The sequence below is a fragment of the Paenibacillus whitsoniae genome, assembly GCF_003955665.1.
Taxonomy (GTDB): Bacteria; Bacillota; Bacilli; order Paenibacillales; family NBRC-103111; genus Paenibacillus_E; species Paenibacillus_E whitsoniae.
Window position 1 is genome coordinate 20,469 of record NZ_RXHU01000083.1, and the last position, 20,994, is coordinate 41,462.

19 protein-coding genes are annotated in these 20,994 nt (G+C 51.7%); 2 read left to right on the forward strand and 17 right to left on the reverse strand.

The features are described from left to right. Position 1: 1 nt before the first annotated feature. The 8 genes from EJQ19_RS25385 to EJQ19_RS25420 form a co-directional block, all read right to left on the reverse strand. Complete coding sequence (locus EJQ19_RS25385) at positions 2-871, reverse strand: type II secretion protein F (RefSeq protein ID WP_126144042.1); 870 nt, start codon at positions 869-871, stop codon at positions 2-4. Positions 872-879: 8 nt separating this feature from the next. Continuing rightward, a complete protein-coding gene (locus EJQ19_RS25390) occupies positions 880-1,632 on the reverse strand; it encodes a type II secretion system F family protein (protein ID WP_241243085.1) in 753 nt (250 codons plus the stop codon). Then, on the reverse strand, positions 1,629-2,897 hold the full coding sequence (locus EJQ19_RS25395; protein WP_126144043.1) for a TadA family conjugal transfer-associated ATPase: 1,269 nt from the start codon (positions 2,895-2,897) through the stop codon (positions 1,629-1,631). Before EJQ19_RS25395 ends, EJQ19_RS25390 begins: the two co-directional genes overlap by 4 nt. After that, positions 2,897-3,991, reverse strand: coding sequence for an AAA family ATPase (locus tag EJQ19_RS25400; RefSeq protein WP_126144044.1), 1,095 nt, complete (start codon positions 3,989-3,991; stop codon positions 2,897-2,899). Before EJQ19_RS25400 ends, EJQ19_RS25395 begins: the two co-directional genes overlap by 1 nt. A gap of 125 nt (positions 3,992-4,116) precedes the next feature. After that, positions 4,117-5,916 carry a DUF4838 domain-containing protein gene (locus EJQ19_RS25405; protein ID WP_126144045.1) on the reverse strand — a complete coding sequence of 600 codons (1,800 nt, stop codon included), beginning with the start codon at positions 5,914-5,916 and terminating at the stop codon, positions 4,117-4,119. An 11-nt stretch (positions 5,917-5,927) separates the two neighbouring features. Continuing rightward, complete coding sequence (locus EJQ19_RS25410) at positions 5,928-7,493, reverse strand: extracellular solute-binding protein (RefSeq protein ID WP_126144046.1); 1,566 nt, start codon at positions 7,491-7,493, stop codon at positions 5,928-5,930. A 55-nt stretch (positions 7,494-7,548) separates the two neighbouring features. Beyond that, positions 7,549-8,415, reverse strand: a complete 867-nt coding sequence (locus EJQ19_RS25415; protein WP_126144047.1) for a carbohydrate ABC transporter permease — start codon at positions 8,413-8,415, stop codon at positions 7,549-7,551. Between the two features lie 16 nt (positions 8,416-8,431). Beyond that, entirely contained in the window at positions 8,432-9,355 is a 924-nt protein-coding gene (locus EJQ19_RS25420; protein ID WP_126144048.1) for an ABC transporter permease, read from the reverse strand. A gap of 253 nt (positions 9,356-9,608) precedes the next feature. Here EJQ19_RS25420 and EJQ19_RS25425 point away from each other — a divergent pair, with 253 nt between their 5' ends. Both EJQ19_RS25425 and EJQ19_RS25430 read left to right on the forward strand, forming a co-directional pair. Then, on the forward strand, positions 9,609-11,876 hold the full coding sequence (locus EJQ19_RS25425; RefSeq protein ID WP_126144049.1) for a helix-turn-helix domain-containing protein: 2,268 nt from the start codon (positions 9,609-9,611) through the stop codon (positions 11,874-11,876). A 34-nt stretch (positions 11,877-11,910) separates the two neighbouring features. Then, complete coding sequence (locus tag EJQ19_RS25430) at positions 11,911-12,549, forward strand: carbohydrate-binding family 9-like protein (protein WP_126144050.1); 639 nt, start codon at positions 11,911-11,913, stop codon at positions 12,547-12,549. 96 nt (positions 12,550-12,645) lie between these two features. Here EJQ19_RS25430 and EJQ19_RS25435 read toward each other — a convergent pair whose 3' ends face one another. From EJQ19_RS25435 to EJQ19_RS25475, 9 genes are all read right to left on the reverse strand, one after another. Then, positions 12,646-13,158, reverse strand: a complete 513-nt coding sequence (locus EJQ19_RS25435) for an acyl-CoA thioesterase (RefSeq protein ID WP_126144051.1) — start codon at positions 13,156-13,158, stop codon at positions 12,646-12,648. A 117-nt stretch (positions 13,159-13,275) separates the two neighbouring features. Next, positions 13,276-14,919 (reverse strand): serine/threonine protein kinase, encoded by a 1,644-nt coding sequence (locus tag EJQ19_RS25440; protein ID WP_164716719.1) that lies wholly within the window; start codon positions 14,917-14,919, stop codon positions 13,276-13,278. A gap of 94 nt (positions 14,920-15,013) precedes the next feature. Then, a complete protein-coding gene (locus EJQ19_RS25445; protein ID WP_126144053.1) occupies positions 15,014-16,051 on the reverse strand; it encodes an SAM-dependent methyltransferase in 1,038 nt (345 codons plus the stop codon). A 143-nt stretch (positions 16,052-16,194) separates the two neighbouring features. After that, positions 16,195-16,959 (reverse strand): ABC transporter ATP-binding protein, encoded by a 765-nt coding sequence (locus tag EJQ19_RS25450; protein ID WP_126144054.1) that lies wholly within the window; start codon positions 16,957-16,959, stop codon positions 16,195-16,197. A gap of 24 nt (positions 16,960-16,983) precedes the next feature. Next, the gene (locus tag EJQ19_RS25455) at positions 16,984-17,334 is read right to left on the reverse strand and encodes a cyclic-phosphate processing receiver domain-containing protein (RefSeq protein WP_126144055.1); all 351 of its coding nucleotides are present in this window, start codon (positions 17,332-17,334) and stop codon (positions 16,984-16,986) included. Continuing rightward, positions 17,331-18,173 (reverse strand): deoxyribonuclease IV, encoded by an 843-nt coding sequence (locus tag EJQ19_RS25460; RefSeq protein WP_126144056.1) that lies wholly within the window; start codon positions 18,171-18,173, stop codon positions 17,331-17,333. The genes EJQ19_RS25455 and EJQ19_RS25460 overlap by 4 nt, the downstream gene beginning before the upstream one ends. A gap of 15 nt (positions 18,174-18,188) precedes the next feature. Continuing rightward, complete coding sequence (locus EJQ19_RS25465) at positions 18,189-18,992, reverse strand: Fpg/Nei family DNA glycosylase (protein ID WP_126144057.1); 804 nt, start codon at positions 18,990-18,992, stop codon at positions 18,189-18,191. Positions 18,993-19,055: 63 nt separating this feature from the next. Continuing rightward, on the reverse strand, positions 19,056-20,462 hold the full coding sequence (locus EJQ19_RS25470; RefSeq protein ID WP_126144058.1) for a ribonuclease H-like domain-containing protein: 1,407 nt from the start codon (positions 20,460-20,462) through the stop codon (positions 19,056-19,058). Then, positions 20,459-20,994: DUF1998 domain-containing protein (locus EJQ19_RS25475; RefSeq protein WP_126144059.1), on the reverse strand; the 536-nt coding region annotated here is incomplete at its 5' end. The genes EJQ19_RS25470 and EJQ19_RS25475, both read right to left, overlap by 4 nt.

Consider the following 20,994-nt stretch of genomic DNA (forward strand, 5'->3'; position numbering starts at 1 on the left):
ATTATTGATTCATGATGAGCAGTGCAGGACTCCCCACAACGATCATCACGTCGATAAAAATAACTACCATCGGAAACACAAGCTTCGACGAGGCTTCTTCCCCCAGCGTCCGCGAAACCGTTTTGCGCCGCTGCCACAGCTCAAGAGAGAGCACCTGTAGCGCGTTCACAAATTCGCTGCCGCCGCGTTTGTGATTCAGCAGCAGTGTCGAAGTAAAGAGGGAGATTTCATGCAAAGCACAACGCTTGCTGAACGCCTCCAGCACTTTGCCGAAGGAAGCGTTCATTTCCAATTCGTGCACGGCAATCAGCAGTTCTTTGTACAAGGGCGACTGCACCTTATGCGGTTTTGCTCTGACAGCGCGAATCCAGGCACGGTTCACCGTCTCGCCGGCGTTCACGAGCAGAATCATCGTGCTGAGAAACTCCGGCAGCTCGATGATCATCTCCTGCTGCTTGCGGCGTATTCTCGTATCCAGCTCGCGTATCATCAGGAGCGGAGTCACAGCCGCCCCAAGCACTCCGAGCACGAGCAAGCTGCTCTCCCCTCCGGCAAGTGTGGACAGAAGGGCAAACACCGTGAGACTTAATGCACCCGCTGCAATTGCCTCGGCCAGAAACAACTTGGCCCCTCGCGCCGCAAAGTTCCTGCCGTGCAACACCAGCCATTTATGGTGAATTTTGGCCGTTAATTCCGGTAGTTTCTCCATTAGGTGCAGCTTATCGATGAGAAACAAACTGAAAGGAAACAGCCACGTCAACCGGAACTTGTCCGCTTCCTCCTTGGGCAAAGGCTGGCGAGTACTTGACCCGCGCCCGATTCCCCACACCAGGCCGATTCCGGCCAGCGGCATCATACCCAACCATTGCATCCACATGGTTACACCTGAATATTCATAATTTTTTGTGTGGCTGCGTAACACAGCCCTAAAATAACTAAAGCTCCCGTCATAATAAGCAACCCTCCGCCCCGATACAACGGAACCATATAATCCGGCGAGGAAAACGCCAGCACCGCCACAATAACGATCGGGGCAAAAAGAAGCACCCTCGCTTCAAATTTCTTTTGCGCAACCATCACGGCAATTTCCTGCTGAATCTCGAGCTTCTCGCCGATGATCGTCGCTGTGCGCTTCATGACCTCAATCAAGTTGCCGCCGGTTCGCTTGCAGGTTAGAAACACATCCGTAAAGTTACGAATATCGTCGACATAACTCCGCTGAGCAAAATGCAGAAGCGCTTGTTCGATCGGCTCGCCCGTTTCAACCTTGCGGCAGATGAGGCCAAACTCTTGAACGATAAAGCAGCCGTGATCGGGATACAGCAGTTTCAAATCCTCCCACGCATCGCGAAAGGCCGATTCCACGGATTTCCCAACCGTTAACGAAGATGACAAACAGCTCAGTGCTTGCTTAAATTGTATGTACAGCTTCTGCTGCTGACGGGTAATGAGCTGCTTTCGCCTGTAGCGCGGGAACAACAGGCCGCTTAGCGAGAGCATGGCGGCGAGCAGCACGCTTTTATAAAACACATACCCCACTGCAAAAGCCGGAACCGCCAGCATTAGCACCGCTGTCACTTTTTCCTGCCTGGAGAGGTCGTACTCATTATAGTTCCGATAAATGGGACTCAAACCGCCTCACCTTCTTTGCTATGCGTTTCAAACCACGGAGGCAGCGTTTTGCCGGCCATGCGCAGCTTGGCTTCGTTCCACAGTTTTTCTCCCGTATAGACCAGCTCGCCAAGCAGATTGCCCTCCTCCGACTCGCCGCTTTCGACGAATCGAAACAGCGGCTGCAGCTCGACCTCTCCATCCTTCATGCCGATCACCTGATGAATCTCCGTTATTTTGCGCGTACGGTCCCGCATGCGGGAGATGTGAACGAGAATATCCAGCGCAGACGCAATCTGCTTGCGAATGACCTCAATCGGCAGCGGCGCAGCGCTAAGCACCATCGTCTCCAGGCGGCTCAGCATGTCCTTCGAGGAGTTGCCATGGCCAGTGCTAAGACTTCCATCATGCCCTGTGTTCATCGCCGACAGCATATCCAGCGCCTCCGCGCCTCTGACCTCTCCGACGATAATACGGTTCGGACGCATGCGCAGCGAAGAACGGATTAGCTCGCGCATCGTAATCTCCCCTCGCCCTTCTGTGTTGGCGTTGCGCGTCTCCAACCGGACCAGATTAGGAATCGTGCAAATTTGCAGCTCAGCAGAATCCTCGATTGTAATAATTCGCTCATGCGGAGGAATGAACGCACTCAGCGCATTCAAAAACGTCGTTTTGCCCGAGCCCGTGCCGCCGCCGATAAACAGATTAAAGCCCGCTTCCACCAAAATTTGCAAAAGCTCCGCCGCTTGTTCCGTTAAACTGCCGAAACGAATCAAATCTGCCATCTCCATCGGCTTCTCCGGGAACTTTCGGATCGTTAGTGTGGCCCCAGCAAGCGATACAGGAGGCAGCACAATGTTAACACGCGAACCGTCTTCCAATCTCGCATCAACGACAGGGGAAGCCTGATTAACAATGCGGTTGACTTTGGCCACGATCATTTGAATCAAATCTTCCAATTTCTCCGCGCTTTCCAACGTGTAGGGATAACGCTCCACCCGCCCCTGCCGCTCGAAAAATATGTCTTGATGCCCGTTTACCATGATCTCCGTAACCGTCGGATCGTCAATCAACGGCTGCAAAATATCGAGACCGCGGAAGCTGTCAAATATACGCTTCACGACCGCTCCGATTTCGTTCGATGTCCAGCCTTCCGCAGCAGCAGCTTCAAAAACATGCTGTTCAATGCACTCCCGCAGCTGCTCGTCGCTCATGGTCATCGAGAAATCCAAACGATCTTTGATGTGCTGCTTAAGCTGTACAACAGCGGCATTCCCTGCTTGCATCAGGGCATCGCCTCCTTTCCGGCCCTGAGCGGCCTATCCGCCCTCCCATCTAGCCTTGCCACAAGGCCGTCAATCTGCTGCTCGTAAATGTCAGATGTCCATAACTGCTCAGGCGACACCAATGCGCGCCATTCCGGGATATATGGCAAATATGCCTCCACTTCTTGAACCGGACTACCCCGATGCTTGCTCATAACATAGCGGACATTGCCTGGAAGCTTCACCTCACGAGACAACGCTTGTGTTTTGAACCGATCGTTCCATTCATCCTGCACCAGCCAGATCACTTCGTGACTCAGCTCAAGCGCTGCAACTATCCTTGGATGCAGGGAGGACGCCAGATCCAGAATGAGCGCATCGTATGCGTCCAGTTCACGAATCGCTTCCACCAGCTTCTGCACATGCTCGGGCTGCATTTGCTGCATTTCTCCCGCTTGTTCATCAGGCGTCAAATAATCGATTCGAAACCTGGCATCATGCGATTTTAGCAATTGGAGCTTTGGCCCTAGTGACTTCGGAGCTTGCTTCAAGTAATACATCAACCTGGATAACTGTCCGGTCTCTCCGCTCAACCAGCGGGATGCCGGACTCACATTCTCAAGGCTCAGATAAAAAACGCGCTTCCCCCGAAAAGCAAGCTGCTTCGCCAAATGTACGGCCGAAATCGACTTACCGCTGCCTCCGGTGCTGGCATAGACGGAAATCACCTGCGTTTTTCGCCCGAGAAAGAAGCCGTCGCTCTCTTGCTTAACTGCATACAGTGCGAGCAAATGAGAAAATAACTGCTCCAGCGACTGATATCGAAATAGAAAAGGCAGTTTCTCATCCGCCCTACTGGAATTGGCGATTGCCTGGCTCAATACTACCTTGGAGAGCCGCAAGGTCCGATGCGCCAATTCAGGGTAAAACGACTCGGAGAACAACAAGATCCCCTCCGTGTAGGTCTCTTTGTCCAGTTCACGAAGCAGCAAGCTCAAATCGGAGTACAGCTTCAACTGGATCCGGCCGGCGAATTCTGACGTACGCAAATATGCTGCTAACCTTTGCGCATACACCGCATCGTCATCTACAAAAAACAAAGTAATTTTCCCCATGTTCGCCTCCTTTTTCCGGAACAACAAAAAACACCGCTGAATGCGAAGATCTTATCTTCACAATCAGCGGTGCTTCCGCATGTCCGTTTTCAATTACCCAAATTGTACCATAAGCGCATAATAAATCAAGTAAAATTTTCCTCCAGGGTCAGCCCCATCTTGCGATAAATGTGCTCCTCCAAATAATCATGCAAGTAAAACCGCGACAGTACGAAATGGTCCGCCATTGCTTCCGGCTGAAAATGCCGCAAAATGGCGCTCATTTGCGGTCGGACTTTGGTTCTTCCCGCTGTGTTTCTCCGGTAATAGCTGAGCAGGGATCGCCATTCCGCTTCATCGCCGGGGAACAGCTCCCACCTGTACAAATATTTATGAATCGTCCGCATCCTGTCAGACGAGTGCTCGAAAGCGTTCATAACGGCGATCAGCTCTGCTACGTCCTTGTGCGCTTTGACGTCATCGAGAAGGGAGCCGATAATCAAATAATAATCTTCATTCAAATAATTGCCCAGCTTGCTATTGGCCGTTGTCGGATCGACACCGTGAAACAGCTTCAGGAACTTGTCGATAAATCGGCTCGTCTCCGCCTCCCTGTTCCAGTGGACATCGGCGAACAGCGCCATCACGTACCAGGTTGTTTCAAAAATGCCGTAAGGCAAGCCGAAGCTGAACGAAGTGGACCAGTTCGTTGCGACGACACAGTCGATGCCGAGCTTACCCGACGTTCGGGACCATTGCAGCACGTTGTCGATCCGGCTGGCGACGACAGGATAATTTTGATGCTCTTGATCGTCGAAGCATCGAACCGCGGGAGCGCCCATGACTTCGAAGCCGGCGTTTCTGAACGTGGCGGTCAGGCGGGATACGTCCGCATCGATGTTTCTGCCGTTATAGATCCAGATCATAACCGCAGCCCGTTTGTCCAGCAACTGGAGATCGGACTCGGCGCATTTCTTCAGCATATCGTGCCAAATAATCGGAATTTTACCTTTGCCTGCCGCATAATCGATTACCCGGTTGACGAAAGCAATGAACGTACGTTCCCGCGCTCCTGCGTACGTCCGGTTGCACGTCTCGCACTCGCAAAGGCTGTACACTTCGTCGCATCCGAGATGAATGTATCTAGAATCCGGGTGCATGGCGATCATCTCGTCCAGCAAGCCGGTGACGAGCTCAAACGACTCCGGCCGGGATGGGCACAGCTCGCCCGTTGACGATTCTTTTTCCCGCAACCATTTGAATTCATCGTGGCGCAGCACATAGTCCAGATGTCCAAACGATTGCTGCAGCGGAATGATGTCGATAAAGTTGTTTTTCGCTGTTTCCTTGATCATTTCCAACTGCTCACGGCTAAAGGCAAACTCAGGATGGCACACCTGCTTGTATCGCTCATACGGAAGCTTGTCTTCGTACTCAATCAGCAGCCCGTTGACTTTGAACTTGGCGAACTCGACTATATAGGCCAACAGCATCTCCGGCTTGGAGAACGTCTGCCGCAAATCAAAATTCATGCAGCGCATGCTTGTATCGGGCCAATCGACAATTTCTACAGCCGGGATAGGATCATGATTGTCGATGATTTGCCGCAGCGTTTGCAGGCCGTAGAACAATCCGGCCGCTTGCGCAGCCGCGATTGTCACGGAGGATCCCTCCAATTCCATCAGATATCCCTCACGCTGCTGCTCCGGATGAAGCTTTTTCAACGCCTCGGTCTCCAGCCGGCCATCGATGCTGAACAGATAGCCCGATATGCCATTAGGCTCCTCGCAAACGACGGATAGTCCGGGAAACAGACGGCTTATCGCAGCGACGATTCTGGGCTCCGGTTCCTCCATACGCAGGAGGATCGTCGCGCGATCATCGAGTTGAAAGACGGCTCCTTCGAGATAACGAATTTGCTTCACTTGCGGTATCGTTTGAATCATTTCGTTCCCCTTCACTTTTTCAAATCGATGGATTCGACTCGTTTGTAGGCTGCTTTATACGTATCGACCAACTTCTGCACGCCAAGTCCTTCGATTTCCTTGACATATTTATCCCACTCATTCAGGTTTCGTGTACCTGTAACAAACTTGGCGAAATTCTCGTCGCGGCTTTTCTTCACAGCTTGACCGGTCACAGCCAGCACCTCGTTCTCCGATTCCGTAAAAGCCGGTTTCGGCTGCATTGCCGGCAGATCATATTTCACCGCTTCTTGATAAGCACTGCGCAAATCTTTCGAGAACAAAGAGAGGTGTGCCCCAAAATCGATCCAAGTGTAAGCTCCGCTCGTTTGCAAGCCCGTTTTCTTGCGCATTTCCGTTACATCCGTAAATTCAGGTTTGAATTTCTTCTGGCCGTTCTCTACGCTGTACGTCTCGCCTTCTTTGCCCCAGCTCGCCAGCGTCTTGCCCTCTTCGGAATAGAAGAAATCCATAAACTTCATAATATCCTTCACGTTTTTGGACGTGGACGCTACAGTCAGACCGCCCTCCAGGTAATGGAAAAACGGATTCAACTGCTTACCGCCCGCCATTCCTGCCGGAGGCGCCATGAATTGCATGTTGTAATCGGGGTTTTCTTTTCGCATGGCATTGTTGAAAAAGTCGATGCGGCTAATATAGTCGATGGTGATGAATGAATTGCTGTTCGAGATCATGTCCTGCCACTGCTTCGTTTGTGTGGTCAAGAAATCGGGCGGGATGAGCCCTTCCTTATAGAACTTGTTCCACGCGCCAAGCATTGCTTTATACGCATCTTCCGTCGGCCCGAAGCCCCAATCTTTTTTATCGAAATTGTAATAGACGTTTTCACCGGTGTTGAAGTTGGTCGACAAATTGGCAAACATTTCGTCCGGAATTTGACCGAATCGCATGGAGAGCGGGTAGCTGTCCGGGTACAGTACTTTCAGCTTTTTCAGCACTGTGTAGAGCTCGTCGTAGGTTTTCGGAGGCGTCAGGCCATTCTTGCGGAAAATATCCTCCCGGTACATCCAAATCATCCGGTTTGTTTCACCGAAGCCTTGGTTCGGGAACATGTACATTTTCCCGTCTGTGGAAAGGACTGCCTTTCTGTCGTCGGGATACTTTTTCAACCAAGCCGCAAGGTTCGGCATCTCGTTCAAATGATCGAGAATGTTGACAAGCGCGCCCTGTTGGCCGAACTTGTTCGACGTCGCGTGAGTCGGAATGTACAGCAAATCCGGCATATTGTTCGAGGCGACGACGAGATTGAGCGTATCCGCCAGTTTACCGGACGGCGTCTGCACATCGAGCGTCACGCCAGTCTTCTCTTCGATCCATTTCCAGATCGGCCAGTCTTTGTTGTATGGAAAGGTGGGGTTGCTGTCCAGCAGCGCTTTCAATGTTTTCTTGGTTAGCGCAGGTGCCGCAGTGTTCGTATTACCCGACGGTGTAACGTTCGGCGTACTGCTCGTTTTCTCAGCGGATTGGCTGCCAGTGCAGCCCGCCAACATGGATAATACGAGAATTAAAACGACAAGCATCAGTGCATTTTTTTTCATATTGTTGCCCTCTCTTTTTATCGTTTTTGCTTACCCCTTGCAGCTTTGCATTCCATCAGCCCTTCACTGCACCAATCATGACTCCTTTAACGAAATATTTCTGAATGAACGGATACACCAATAAGATCGGCAGCGTAGAGACCATGATTGTCGCAAATTTCAGCGAATCCTCCACGATCAAATTATCACCTCCAATTCGGGTTACATCTCCGGAAGCGACGTTCCCGGCCAGGACCAAATTGCGAAGCAGTACCTGGAGCGGAAACAGATTCGGATCCCTTAAATATAGCAGCGGCAACAGGAAGTTGTTCCATAGCCCTACCGCGTAAAACAGAGAGACAGTCGCGATAACCGCTTGGGACAGCGGCAGCACGAGGCGAAAGAAAATGCCGATATCGGTCAGTCCGTCCATGCGCCCGGATTCTTCAACCTCCTTCGGCATACCGCTGAAGAAGGTTCGCATTATAATCAAATTCCATGTGCTCACCGCTCCCGGAAGCACCATACCCCAGACGGTATCGATCAAGCCAAGGGAGCGAACGACGAGAAAGGTTGGAATCATCCCGCCGCTGAAAAACATCGTGAATACGATGAGCATTGTCAGCGAGCGATGAAATTTCATATCTTTGCGGGAAAGCGCATAGCCTCCCATCGCCGTGACCATGACAGAAATAAACGTCCCCAGGCAAACGTAAATCAGTGTGTTTTTATAGGCAATCCAAATTTTCGGATCTTGAAACACCAGTTCATACATTTTCAGATTAATTCCTTTTGGCCAAATGCTGATTTCGCCTTTCATCACATAGATATCTTTGCTCAAGGAAACCGCAAGCATATAGATGAATGGGTAAAGCGTTACGACGATGACAAGCAGCATAATCACCAAATTCATGATGCCGAACAGGCTGATTTTCGGTTTCATCCCGGCAGTCCCTCCCTTACCATAGACTGTTTTCTCCTACTTTTCTGGAGATATAATTGGCCGAGCAGATGAAAATCAAGCTAATGATGCCCATGAATAAATCGATTGACGCTCCATAGCTGAAATTCCCTTGCTCCAATCCGACCCTGTACACATAGGTACTAATTATATCCGCCGTGTCATAGACAGCCGCATTGTACATGAGGAACACTTTTTCGAACCCGATTTCCAGCACTTTGCCGACATTCAAAATAAAGATAATGACGATCGTCGGCGCAATGCCTGGCAGCGTGACGTTCCAGAGCTTACCCCAGCGTCCCGCGCCGTCAATGCTGGCCGCTTCATAAAGCTGCGGGTCAACGGCCGTCAATGCCGCCAAATAAATGATCGATTCCCAACCGATTTGCTGCCAAATGTCCGATGCGACGTAGATGGAGCGGAACCAGCCCGGCTCCATCATGAAATTGATCGGCCCAATGCCCAGCTTTTGCAATAACTGATTGATCATCCCGCCGGACGGGGACAGGAACATAATTACCATGCTTGCCACAATAACATTTGAAATGAAGTGCGGCAAGTAACTGACCGTCTGGACGAACCTTTTTAGTGCGATATGCTTCAGTTCATTCAACAGAATAGCGAGAATGATCGGAGCAGGAAAACCAAACAGCAGCTTGTAAAAGCCCAGTAAAAATGTGTTGCGCATCAGGAGAAAGAAATCCGGATTTTGAAAAAACATGAGATAATATTTAAATCCTACCCATTCGCTGGCCCAGATGCCTTTAAAGAGATTAAAATTTTTGAACGTGATCACCAGGCCAAACATCGGGATGTATCGGAAAATGAGAAAATAAAGCAAACAAGGAAAAACCAGCAGCCATAAATATTTGTTATAATGCCAGGTCTTCCTTAATCTCGTACGTGTGTCCGTCAGGGCCATCCATCTGCCTCCTATTCGCAAGTTTGTATTGCTTCTGCCCGTTGACGGCGCCTCTGCCACCGGGCTTTCTAAGCGTCATTATAAGCAGCCCGCATCCGAAAAATAAATCTCCACTTTTCTCAGAAAACGTGCAGTTTAATGGTTTATCAAGTAAAGTGTGTATGAATTAGAAGAATTGAATATTGTTCCGTTATCCTGCGCTGCCGTAGTATAGTAATAAGAAGTTGACATCAGAGAATGGGGAGTCTAATGAATGCGGGGATGGAAGCGACTCAGTTGGAGAACCAATTCCTTGTTCGCCAAGTTAATGATCAGTTTTCTCGTTGTCATCGCTGTGCTGGCCATTTTCAATTTCGCATCGTTTCTTTTCTTGAAATCGAAAATCCACCAAGAGATCGTCAAGTACAACGAGTCCAATCTGAAGCATGCGGTGGAACAGTATGAGAACCATTTTAGGCTGGCCAGGGAGTCGATTATCTCTTTGAATCAGGACGAGATGCTGATCGCAAATTTAAATCTGCTGCGAAATGTCAAAGCGGCCAACGGGTATGACCGCATGAACAGCGTTATGTCCGTGATTAAGGTGCTGATCGCCAACCCGTTTCTTTCTTTTGAGAATATCATGCTGTATTTCAAGAACGATGCTTATGTGCTAGAGAAGGAAGGGACGAGCAAGGCTGGAGAAATGTTTGCCAAATATTATGCCAGCAGCGATTATTCACCGGAGTTTTGGCTGCAACAGTTCGACGAATCGTATACGTTCCGGCTGCTCCCGGCATCTGAATTTACGGAAGTGTCGGCGAATATTCGGAAAGACAAGGGGTATTTGCTTCCGGCTGTCATTAAACTGATGCCGTATAAAGATGTGTATTTCATCGTCATGCTTAATTCAAACAAAATGTTCAATGCTTATCATTACTCCGAGGAAACGGACTTCTACATTTTTAATGAAACGGGCAGCCTAATTTTCACTTCAACCGCCAACGTAAACGCGCATCCTGAGCATGACTTCAAGGGGGAAAGCGGGCGGTTTACCGAAAACAACCAGTACTATTTTTATCAAAAAGGCATGCAGACCGGCTTGACCTATGTAAGCGTCGTTCCAATAAAAAGCATCTCCAATCAGTTAATGCAGCTGAATATTCTGTTCGTTTCCCTGCTCCTTGTCGTCATCGCACTGAGCATTATGACGTCGATCGGACTGACAATGCGTTTGGATCGGCCAATCAAAAAAATTATCGAGGCGGTGCAGCAGCGCCAATCGGTCATGCCGGCGAGCAGCCATGTGCGCGAATTCGATATGATCAGCGAGAAAATGAGCAGCATTCTCCGTACGAACGACCAGATGACAGAGGATTTGGACAAAAAGAAAGACCTGCTGCGCTATTACGCCTATACAAACAAGCTGCGAAATATCCACATGAGCTTAGCCGAGCTGCGGGAGCTGGTCGTTGCCGACACCCCTTTCATACTGGTGCTGTACCAATTGACGATGAAAGCGAAATTCGCCGAGTTGGATTCCGAGCTCGATAAAGCGGTTTACTTTATCCGGGAATATATCAACATCTTCCTGTCCCAAGCTTATAACGAAACGATTACGTTCCAGATGGATAAGGATACAGTGCTCTCCCTCTTTTTCTGTCCTGACGATGCAGTTGAGGTGGAAGAAGTTCTGGAGCAATTGCTTCAGGTGCTTGACGTGGATCGGGATCTGTTTTTCCTGACAGTAGCCGTCAGTCCGGTTTATCCGAATTCCGGCCATTTGATTGCAGCCTACGAATACGCGTCCTCTATGCTAATTCAGCGGAAGCTGGATGATGAGACGCAATTCATCCGTACGTACCGCTCAACCAAAGGCCCTGTCCACTTAACCGTGCTGGAGGAGGAAGAGTTCCATACCCGGTTTATGTCCGGCAGCGAACAGGCGGTGTTGGACTGGGTCAGCCGTCAACTGCATGCCCTCTATAAACGCGAAGCGTCTGTAGAGGAGTTCAAACGGTTCGCCAAAGAAATCGCCAATCTCCTCAACAAATCGTTGATGAAGCTGAATCTGCACCGGGAACAGAGCGCACTGCCTTTGCCCGTGTTGGAGAGGCTGAATACCTTCTACAGTGTCGACCAGTACCTACAATGGTTCAAGCAGCAATTGTCCCCTGCTATGGAGCAAGTGAACCGTAAGCAATCGGATCATGATCCCATGACCCAATTTATTTTGGAATATGTGGATCAGCATCTGGATCAGGACATCACGCTCGAAATTATGGCCGATAAGTTGAATATTACACCCGGCTACATGTCCACCTATTTTAAAGAAAAAACGGGTCTGAACTTCAGCGATTATTTAAACGGCCTGCGCATCCAGCGTGCGAAAGAACTGCTGCACAACTTGGAGCTGAAAGTTCAGGAAATCTCCATCAGGATCGGCTATCAGAACGTCAATTCATTCATTCGCATGTTCAAACGCTACTCCGGCATGACACCGGGAGAGTACCGCAAAAAGTATGGTGCTCAGAAGTCATAATCGTTTGCTTATGAAATGCTAAGGAGGAACCGCTATGTCACGTTCGCATTATTGGGTTGTCCGTTCGAAGCCGGATCGTCCCGCTCCCTGGGATCGCATCCAGGCATTAACGATCTCTCATTACCTTTGGCTGGATAATGGCTGCACACCAGAGGTGAACGTCAAGCTTTACTACACGTCTGAGCGTCTGTATCTTCAGTATACGGTTTACGAAAATGACCCTAAGATTCAGTATCATGCGATGAACGATCCGGTCTGCAAAGACAGCTGTGTGGAATTTTTCTTCCAGCCGCTGCCTGAATCCGATCCTCGCTATTTGAACTTCGAGCTGAATGCAGCGGGTACTTTGATGTTGAAAATAGGACGCGACCGACATGACCGGACGGCGCTGCCCAATACGACGCCGAGCCTCTTCGACATCCATGCGACAACCGGATGCTTCGATCCGATTGCTGCCTCACCTTACTGGCAGCTGTCATTCTCTATCCCGTTCGACTGGCTGCAGACGATATTCCCAGATTTTAGGGCAAAGACCGGCCGCAAGTTTCGAGGCAACTTCTATAAATGCGGCGATACGACGCCCATTCCGCACTATGGGAGTTGGAATCGGGTTAGCTCGCCCGTGCCGGATTTTCATCGCAGCAGCGATTTCGGCGATATAGAGCTTGGATAGATCGGCTCACAGCGCAGGCAGGTCAGAGCCGACAATGAAAAATCGAAAACCGTCAAGGGGTTGGACCCTTGACGGTTTTTCATAGGCAGAGATGATTTATTCCCACGGATACTTCATCGTAAAATGACTCGCTAGCTTCTTACTTTCCACCCGGCGAATGCGGCGCATCTCCGCACGGGCCGGCGCAGATTCATGCAGCTTGATCTCTTCTTCCGTCTCCGGCGTTACTTCCGGCACCTCGACAGGCTTCTTGTTCTCATCCAGTGCAACAAACGTCAGGAAAGATGTCGCGGCGATTTTCCTCGCCCCTGTTTTCAAGTCTTCCGTCATGACCTTCACGAACACTTCCATCGAGCTCTTGCCTGTCCACGTCACGAACGACTCCAAACTGACGGAATCCGTTGTATGAATAGGATAGAGAAAGTCAACGGAATCCGTGGATGCCGTCACGACCGAGCGCCGACAATGCTTATGTGCTGCGATCGAAGCAATGTCATCGATGTACGACATCAATTTGCCGCCGAACAGCGTATTGTGATTGTTCACATCCGTCGGGAAAACACGCGATGTTTTAAAACATCTGGACTCGCGCGAAAATCTTTTCTCCATGTGAAAGCCCCCCAGTTTTATCTCTTTCTAAAAATATGAAATAGCATACCACATTTTGGGGCAAATGGTTAGTGCCGACATGCTGAATCGGATGAATTTGTCAGTTCACGACAGCGACTACGCGCGTCTCCGGAACCAGGACAGCCAGTTTTTACCCTCTCGCTTATCGCCTAAATTCGCTATCTGCTCGGCGGAAAACAGCGCTTGCAACAGCGGTGACAAGCGCTGATGCAGCAGCTTGCGCACCTCAGGCAAATCCTGCACACAGTCGCCTCGCCAAACAGCTCGGCTGATCAGCTCACGCGAAATTTGCGGCAATACGCTCACGGATGCCCAGGGCAGCGAAGATAACCAATCTTTTGCCCCTTGCCCGGTAATTTCGCCGTTAACCACAGCATGCACTTGTTTCCCCTGTTTCGCGTAAGCTTCGAATTGCGCCAACAGCGCACGCGCGCTTGGCCGGTTGCATTTGCTTGGGGAGGCATCTACCACAACAACCATATGATCTGCGCTGTAGCATAGTTCTTGAACGGTTGGATGCTGCCAAGACGTCGAAACGTCCCAGAGGACGACCGGCTTTTTGATCATGTGGAGCAGTTTGTAACTGTCAGCCGCCTGCCAGTCGCCTTCCCCGCCATCGGGATGGCTTGGCACCCAGGTCGTATGGCCTTGCACCCACGGCGTATGTGCGGCCGTATTGGAGCTTTTGACGAGTCGGGCCGGAAAATGATACGGCTTCGGCGCCCGCTCGTCTCCATACAGCAGCATATACAAATCGGGCTCCAGTGTCGGCTGCTCTACATAAGCGTTTCGCAAGTTCAACGCATGGCAAAGACGGGCTAGCGCAATCGCGGTAAACGTCGAGCCGCTGCCTGCAAATAATCCGCCTACCAAGATCAGTTGATCGGATTGATTTTTGGTTTCTGTATAAAGAATTCGCGTAAACGAAGTCGTGTCCGGGAGTAGAGGGCGAAGTCTTAGCCTCACTTCCATCGCAGATTGACACCGAAGCTCAGGACGTTCCTGAAGCAAATCGTCAATCAACGAGATGAGGGATTCAGGGAGGTCCGCTTGCAGCTGTCGAATTGATGTTTTGGTGAGTGCCGGATAGCAGCCGCCAGATAACAAGTAATATAACATAGCCCCTAACGTATATAGGTCTGTACGCTCGTCCGTTTGTTGATTTAAATACTGCTCTGGCGCAGCAAAACCTAGCGTCCCCATCTGGATCGTATCGGAAAATTGACCCGGTTTATATTGTCTCGCCACGCCGAAGTCAATAAGACGAACTTGGCCATGCAAGCCCAGCATCACATTGGAAGGTTTGAGATCGCGGTAAATAATGCCTTGAGGCTGGAATGTGTGCAAGTAGTGAAAAATGTCACAAAGCTGCATTGCTATCTGCACAACCTGATTTATCGGGAGACGCTGCCCCGCTTCCTCAAATACGTGTTGAAGCGTCGGCCCCTGGATATAATCCATGACCAAACAGCCATTGTCATCTTCTGAGATAAAAAAGTCTACAAGCTGTGGGAGCTGGGCATGCTGCAGCTGCGCCAGCATTGCGGCCTCTTCCATGAAAGCAGGCCCTTCCCGCTCAGAAAGCGGCACTTCCTTCACCGCCCACATCTTTCCTTTCAGCTTCATATCCTCCGCTAAAAACACCCGGCTCATTCCGCCTTGCCCCAGTAAGGAAATCAGACGGTAGCGCCCGCCAAGTACCTCGCCGTAACGCGAGTGACTCTCATTTGGCTTCGTCAAAAGAACAAAACCTCCTTGCTGCATCAAGTTAAGTATCCCTTTAGCTTGATTATACGAGGAGGTTTTCTATCTGTACATCATTTATTTCCAAAACTTATAACTTTTGCAAATACAGTGTCAGCTCTTCCCGATTGTGAAACAACTGCTTCGCTTTGAGCAGAAACAACGAAGGCTCTAGAATGCGCAAAATATCCCGCACCGTCTGGAACGGCTTCTTGTGCATCAGCTTCACGGTAATAATTGCCGTGCCGCCGCTTTGCAGCGCATACAGCAGATCGGCTACCAATCGCCCCATTTGGCGCGGGTCCCAACTCATGTCGCAGACGAGCAAATCGAACTCATCGTTGCGCAGCTTTACGTCGCCGGCATTTTTCTTCAAAATGGTCAGCTTCGGATGGCCTTGCAGCTTCGGACTCATTGCTGCCGGGTCAATCGCCGTTACTTTAAGCCCGCGTTCGAGCAGCAAAGATGTCCAGCCGCCGGGCGCTGCCCCAACGTCGAGCGCGGTTCTGGCGACGCTGAAATCAATGCCGAAGCGCTGCTCCGCTTCCAGCAATTTGAATTTGGCACGGGAAATCTGGTCTTCCTCTTTCATAAAACGGATCGCGCCGCCCGACCAGTCGGACAAATTGTCCGCAGGCCTGGAAATGCCGATGTAGAGCGTTTTGGCGCCTATATAAACGGATATGATCTTGTCGGCGTAGCGCACAACGGGCTCAGCTCCAAGCTCGCCGGCGATTACCTCGTCGAGCGCTGCTTTCATTGCGAAAGGGGCATACGGCAGCTGCACTCGTTCGTCCTTGCGGATCTGCACGGCAATTTTCTCATGAGCGCCGGCCAGCCCCGCGGCATGGGCTTCGCGAAGCCACACCTGCACTTGCCTCAGATCCTCCTCAGAGCTCGTATGCTCCCAGGTCTGATGAACCGGCTGCAGATGTCTTAGAAAAATCGGCTCCTGCTCAAGCAGCGTGCCAAGCGCATTCTCCGTTTCAGGCGGGACTTGAAACCAGAACACCTCTGTCGGCACGATCAGCGAAAATTTGGCCGCAGGAAACAATTTGCGAATCTCATCCTGCGCGTACTGCGCGAACCCGTGATTCGAGGTTCCGATAAACGTAGTCAATACAGTCATAAAAGCATCCTTTGCAACTCAATCTTGTTAGAGGAAGTTAAAAAAGTCGTCTTTTGATCACGGTGTAATCCATGAAGCAAACTCGACATCGAATCTTGCGTNNAAAACCCAACTTTTTGAACACTCATTTTAAAAAAAGCAGTTCACAGCACTTTAATCCATGGCCGTTCCTGGAACCATTCGATAGAAACGGACACGCCAAAAGCTTGCAGCAGGTTCTCCGGCGTGAGCACGTCTTCCTTCCGGCCTGAGGCAATCAGCTCGCCTTGCTCAATAATGGCAACATGCGTGAATAAGGGCATAATTTCTTCGATATGATGCGTCACGTAGACAACCGTAATCTGCTGCTGGCTAAGCTCGTTCACGTCGGCCAGGAACTTCTCTCTTTCGTACAAGTCCAGCCCTGCCGCAGGCTCGTCCAGAATTAGAATGGACGGCATCATCATGAGCGAGCGCGCCAGCATCACTTTTTTACGCTCCCCTTGCGACAGGCTGCCCAGGGGCTGGTCCGCCAAATGCGGGATACGCACGCGCTTCAGCATATCGAACGCTTTATCCTTCACCTCTTGCGGAATATCCTGATAAAACCGCAAAAAGGCATATTCCCCCGTCGCCACTACTTCCTGCACAGGGTCGCTCAGGTTGAGCTTTTCGAACAGGGATTGGGAAATATAACCGATTTTTTTGCGGACTTCCCTCACATCGCATTGGCCGAAGCGGTTGCCAAGCACCGTGACGCTTCCACGGCTCGGGAACTCGTACCCGTTCATCAGCTCAAGCAGCGTCGTTTTGCCCGAACCGTTGCGGCCGAGTATTACCCAGTGTTGACCGGATTCGATTTGTAAATTCACATCATTTAAAATATGTCGTTCACCACGAATATAATGAATGCCGGATAATTGAATCATGGGTGCAGCAATTCCTTTCGATTATCAGATTGTCTTATAGCGGCCGTGCGCAATTTCCAGCAATAGTTCGTCGGGCATTTTGTGCGGAAAAAGCGTCATACCTTCAGGCTTCGCCCCGTTCAGCAGTTGGAACATCTCCTTGCAGGCCCAAGGGCTGGACGTATGGATATAGACCGTTTGCGGAAATTTGCGCGTCTGAACAAGCCACTCCGCCACATCCATCCCCGTCTGCTTCGTCATCCAGCCCAAATCGTGATCGAGCGATAAAATATCGACCTCGCATTCCTCCAGCAAAGCAATGCATTCAACCGCATCGCGCGCCAAAACAAAGCCCGAGGGGCAGGGCCGCGAATCATCCAGATAGACATGGATCATGGTCCGATTCTCCTTTCCGCAAGTTGGTGAACAAGCCTGATTTCTGCTTGATGCGTTCCGTCCAGATCAGGCTCCGTCTCCAGCACAATCGGAATATCCCGCACATAAGGCGAAGCGAGCAGCTTCTCGAAGGAAGAAAGGCCAATCTGGCCTTGACCGATTTTGGCATGACGATCCCGGCGCGAGCCCAGCGGATGCACCGAATCGTTCAAATGAATAGCCCCAAGATGCGGCCAATATTCCAGCTGCGCTCCCTTCGCCTCAAGTTCCGCCCAATCGGTCCCCGCCCACAATCGCGAAGCGAACGCATGGCACGTATCGAGACAGAAGCCGATCATCTCCGGATGCTGGCAGTTGCGGCGCACCATCACCATTTCTTCCATTGTGAGCCCAAGCTGTGCGCCTTCGCCCGCCTGATTCTCCAGGAGGATCAGCGAAGAACCGCTGTAATCTCGCGTCACGCTATTTAAACATTGTATTATATTTTTATACCCTTGTAACGGGTCTTTTCCGTGATATTTGCCAAAATGCACCACAAGGCCGACAGAACCGCAGCCCGAAGCAATATCGAGAGCATTCAGGAGCAGCGCTGCCATCGCCTCCCGCTCCGGTTCATCGACGGCTGGATTCAGCCCATAGGGGGCATGACCGATGGAAACCAACCCATGCTCACGGGCATATGCTGCACAGGCCTCCGTTTCTTTGGTAGAAACAGCTTTTAACGCGAGACTGCGAGGATTCATAGGAAAATATTGAAAGGCATTAGCCCCCTCGGCAAACGCGGATTTAGCCGCATGGAGATAGCTGCCTTTCGTTCGCACGTGCGCCCCGATGTACATACGCCCCGCCTCCTCTCACGACTGACAGCTCGCACAGTAGAAGCATTTGCGGCTGGAAAGCTCCGCGAAGACGATCGGCTGGCCGCAGCGAACGCAAGTCTCGCCTTCTCTGTCATAGACGCGGCATTTCGCGTCAAACCCGCCTGTCAAGGAATCGCCGACAAACAGCGGATCCGCCATATAGCCCCCATATTGAATGGCTTCACGCAGTACCGAACCCATCGCTTCAAACAGACGAAGCTGTTCCTCTTCCGAAAGTGAAGGCAGCGTCCGCGATGGCAGCAGCCCGGCGATAAAGCAAATTTCATCCGAATAGCAATTTCCGATGCCCGACAAAAAACTTTGATCCGTCAACGCAACCTTCAGGTTCGAACGCTTGCTCGCCAGCACTTGCTGAAACTCGGCAAAGCCAAGTGTGAATGGCTCAGGGCCAAGCTTGTGGAGCACATCTTCCACTTCCGCCTGCGAATGCAGATGCAGATAACCCAGCCGAAGCCCGATAAAATACAACTGCTCCCCTTGAAAGTGAAGCGTAACTTGAAACGTCCGATCCGGCTTCTCTGCATCCGTCCCGTAGAACAACCAACCGCCCAGCATCAGATGCAGCACAAGGACACGCTCCGAGCTTAGATGAAAAAGCAAATGCTTCGCCCTGCGCTCCAGGCGCAGGACCCGCTTACCCGTCACGGCATTAATAAACGCCTCAGGCTCCACATTCAGCGACTTCGGCCTTGTCACCTCTGCGCCGGAGATGGTCTTTCCCTGGATACACCTAGATAACTGCTGACGATAGGTTTCCATTTCAGGTAGTTCAGGCATGTCAATCGATCGCTCCTGCCGTTTTTTCTACCTTGTATGTCCATTTCGCACGGGAAGTAAACGCTAAATCAATCCTTCGCTGGCGTAAATCGGCTTGGGTGTCCGCTTCTTACGAAGTGCCTGCGTTGCTGTGGCTTCTTGCCCATACTGCGCCGTTGGCTTCATCGACTTGGCAGAGGACGGACGCTTCATTTTCTCGTTCAAGCGGTCAATTCGCTTCTCCCACGCTCGCTCGCGTTCCTCCTCTTTACGGTCCTGCCTGCGCAGCAGTTGTCGGCGTCTAAGCCTGCTCCAGGCAGCTTCCGCATACTCTAACGCAATCCCGATCTGCTTCTCGCGATGCTCGTAGTGCATCGCGAGCTCCACATACGCTTCCAGTTCTTCCGTCATACTGCCTTGCTGCAGCCGTATTGCATGGTTCCACAGCGCGACCGCACGGGTGTAGTCACCGCGTTTCTTGAACGTCTGGGCGAGCTGCAGCAACGTCGACATGTCCCCTTCCGCCAATTGCTCGTCCGTCCCCTTCTGAAGCAGTCTCTCGTGCAGCGAGTTAAAGTATAACGCCGCCCGTTCCCCTCGCTCCATCTTCTCGAGCCAGGAACCTGTTCGGAAATGCTCCTCCAGATCTAGATCCAGATTCAGATCCTCTCCTGCCGCCACACCGTCCGACTCCGACCCTTCCAACAGCTTGCCAAAATGAATCGACAACGCCGCGAGCGTCACCAAATCATGCTCGTTGTGCACGAATACGCCCGACAGCACCTTCGGATCTTTCTCCGCCAAATATTGAAAATACAGCGTCGGCGCCAGCGATCCCGGCACATCGTCGACGCGATCGAAGCCAAGGCGGCTCTCCTCTACCTTGCTCAGCCGGCAGGAAGGCAGCGAATTGCGCCATAGGCTTCGCGAAGCATATAACAGATCCAGCTGTAGCAGTTGATCATCGTTCAATTGCAACCGGTTCAACACATACCGGTTCTTCAGGATCGGCCAGTCAAACGTCCGGCCGTTATAAGAAACCACGTGGGTAAACCGGGGAAGCAGTTCCTGCACGTACACGAGCATCGCGTGTTCTTCCGCCGGGTTGCGGATGAGCAGCTGCTCTACCGTGAGCTGCTCGCCGGTGTAATAGCCGATGCCGACCATGAACGGCACATTGCCTGCGCCGACGCCGAGTCCGGTCGTCTCCGTATCGAAGAAGAGCAGCGCTTCGTGCCGGACGACGGCGTCGCGGTCGTGAAAGGCGGACAGCTGCGGCGCCACATCGGCCAGCTCGCGCAGCCGATAATAGCCGTGCACGCTGTCCGCGCCGTACACCCGGCGCCGCATCACGAACGAGCCCGCTGGGCTCGTATGGATATGCGCGCCGAGCGGGGCCCATTCGCCGCCGGCCTCCGGCGCCGGCGGCGGTACTGGTTGAGCCGCCGAAGTGCCCTTGAGGCGGCCCAGCCTTTCGCGGAGCCCGCTCATCGGGCGGCTCCTTCGAGCTGCGACAGCAGCTCCAGGGCGAGCTGCTTGCCCAGCAGGCCGACCTCTTCGATCGGCCCGACGCAGGCCGGGCAGCCGCTGAGGCAGCCGCAGCTCGTGATCAGGCTGCGTGCCTGATCCATCAGCTTGCCGTGCACTTCATACAGCCGATCGCTCAGCCCTACGCCGCCCGGATAGCGGTCGTAGAAAAACACGGTCGGCAGCTTGTTATGCACGGCGCGCACTTGCGGCACGACCCGAATGTCCATCGGGTCGCACATCAAATAGAGCGGCGCGAGATGCGCCAACACGTTCGCGATGCCGAGCAACGCGTGCTGCACGTCGTTCGCGCTTTTGCCCTCGGTCATCGCTTCGTCGAATGTGAACCAGTAGGAACTCGTGTGCAGCTCCTCCTCCGGCAGCCGGATCGGGCCGGACCCGATATTCTCATGCGTGCGCAAACGAATTTTCTTGAAAATCGTCGGCTGTGCATTCACTGTGACCTCGCCTAGCTGACGAAGCAGGCCGCCGGTGC

Excerpts from the sequence above, each read along its gene's own strand:
- EJQ19_RS25395 (WP_126144043.1), bottom strand. The coding sequence starts at position 2,897 with ATGCAAGCAGGGAATGCCGCTGTTGTACAGCTTAAGCAGCACATCAAA.
- EJQ19_RS25460 (WP_126144056.1), bottom strand. The coding sequence starts at position 18,173 with ATGTACATCGGGGCGCACGTGCGAACGAAAGGCAGCTATCTCCATGCG.
- EJQ19_RS25420 (WP_126144048.1), bottom strand. The coding sequence starts at position 9,355 with ATGGCCCTGACGGACACACGTACGAGATTAAGGAAGACCTGGCATTAT.
- EJQ19_RS25450 (WP_126144054.1), bottom strand. The coding sequence starts at position 16,959 with ATGATTCAATTATCCGGCATTCATTATATTCGTGGTGAACGACATATT.
- EJQ19_RS25465 (WP_126144057.1), bottom strand. The coding sequence starts at position 18,992 with ATGCCTGAACTACCTGAAATGGAAACCTATCGTCAGCAGTTATCTAGG.
- EJQ19_RS25470 (WP_126144058.1), bottom strand. The coding sequence starts at position 20,462 with ATGAGCGGGCTCCGCGAAAGGCTGGGCCGCCTCAAGGGCACTTCGGCG.
- EJQ19_RS25385 (WP_126144042.1), bottom strand. The coding sequence starts at position 871 with ATGCAATGGTTGGGTATGATGCCGCTGGCCGGAATCGGCCTGGTGTGG.
- EJQ19_RS25415 (WP_126144047.1), bottom strand. The coding sequence starts at position 8,415 with ATGAAACCGAAAATCAGCCTGTTCGGCATCATGAATTTGGTGATTATG.
- EJQ19_RS25405 (WP_126144045.1), bottom strand. The coding sequence starts at position 5,916 with ATGATTCAAACGATACCGCAAGTGAAGCAAATTCGTTATCTCGAAGGA.
- EJQ19_RS25400 (WP_126144044.1), bottom strand. The coding sequence starts at position 3,991 with ATGGGGAAAATTACTTTGTTTTTTGTAGATGACGATGCGGTGTATGCG.
- EJQ19_RS25445 (WP_126144053.1), bottom strand. The coding sequence starts at position 16,051 with ATGACTGTATTGACTACGTTTATCGGAACCTCGAATCACGGGTTCGCG.
- EJQ19_RS25430 (WP_126144050.1), top strand. The coding sequence starts at position 11,911 with ATGTCACGTTCGCATTATTGGGTTGTCCGTTCGAAGCCGGATCGTCCC.
- EJQ19_RS25410 (WP_126144046.1), bottom strand. The coding sequence starts at position 7,493 with ATGAAAAAAAATGCACTGATGCTTGTCGTTTTAATTCTCGTATTATCC.
- EJQ19_RS25435 (WP_126144051.1), bottom strand. The coding sequence starts at position 13,158 with ATGGAGAAAAGATTTTCGCGCGAGTCCAGATGTTTTAAAACATCGCGT.
- EJQ19_RS25455 (WP_126144055.1), bottom strand. The coding sequence starts at position 17,334 with ATGATCCATGTCTATCTGGATGATTCGCGGCCCTGCCCCTCGGGCTTT.
- EJQ19_RS25425 (WP_126144049.1), top strand. The coding sequence starts at position 9,609 with ATGCGGGGATGGAAGCGACTCAGTTGGAGAACCAATTCCTTGTTCGCC.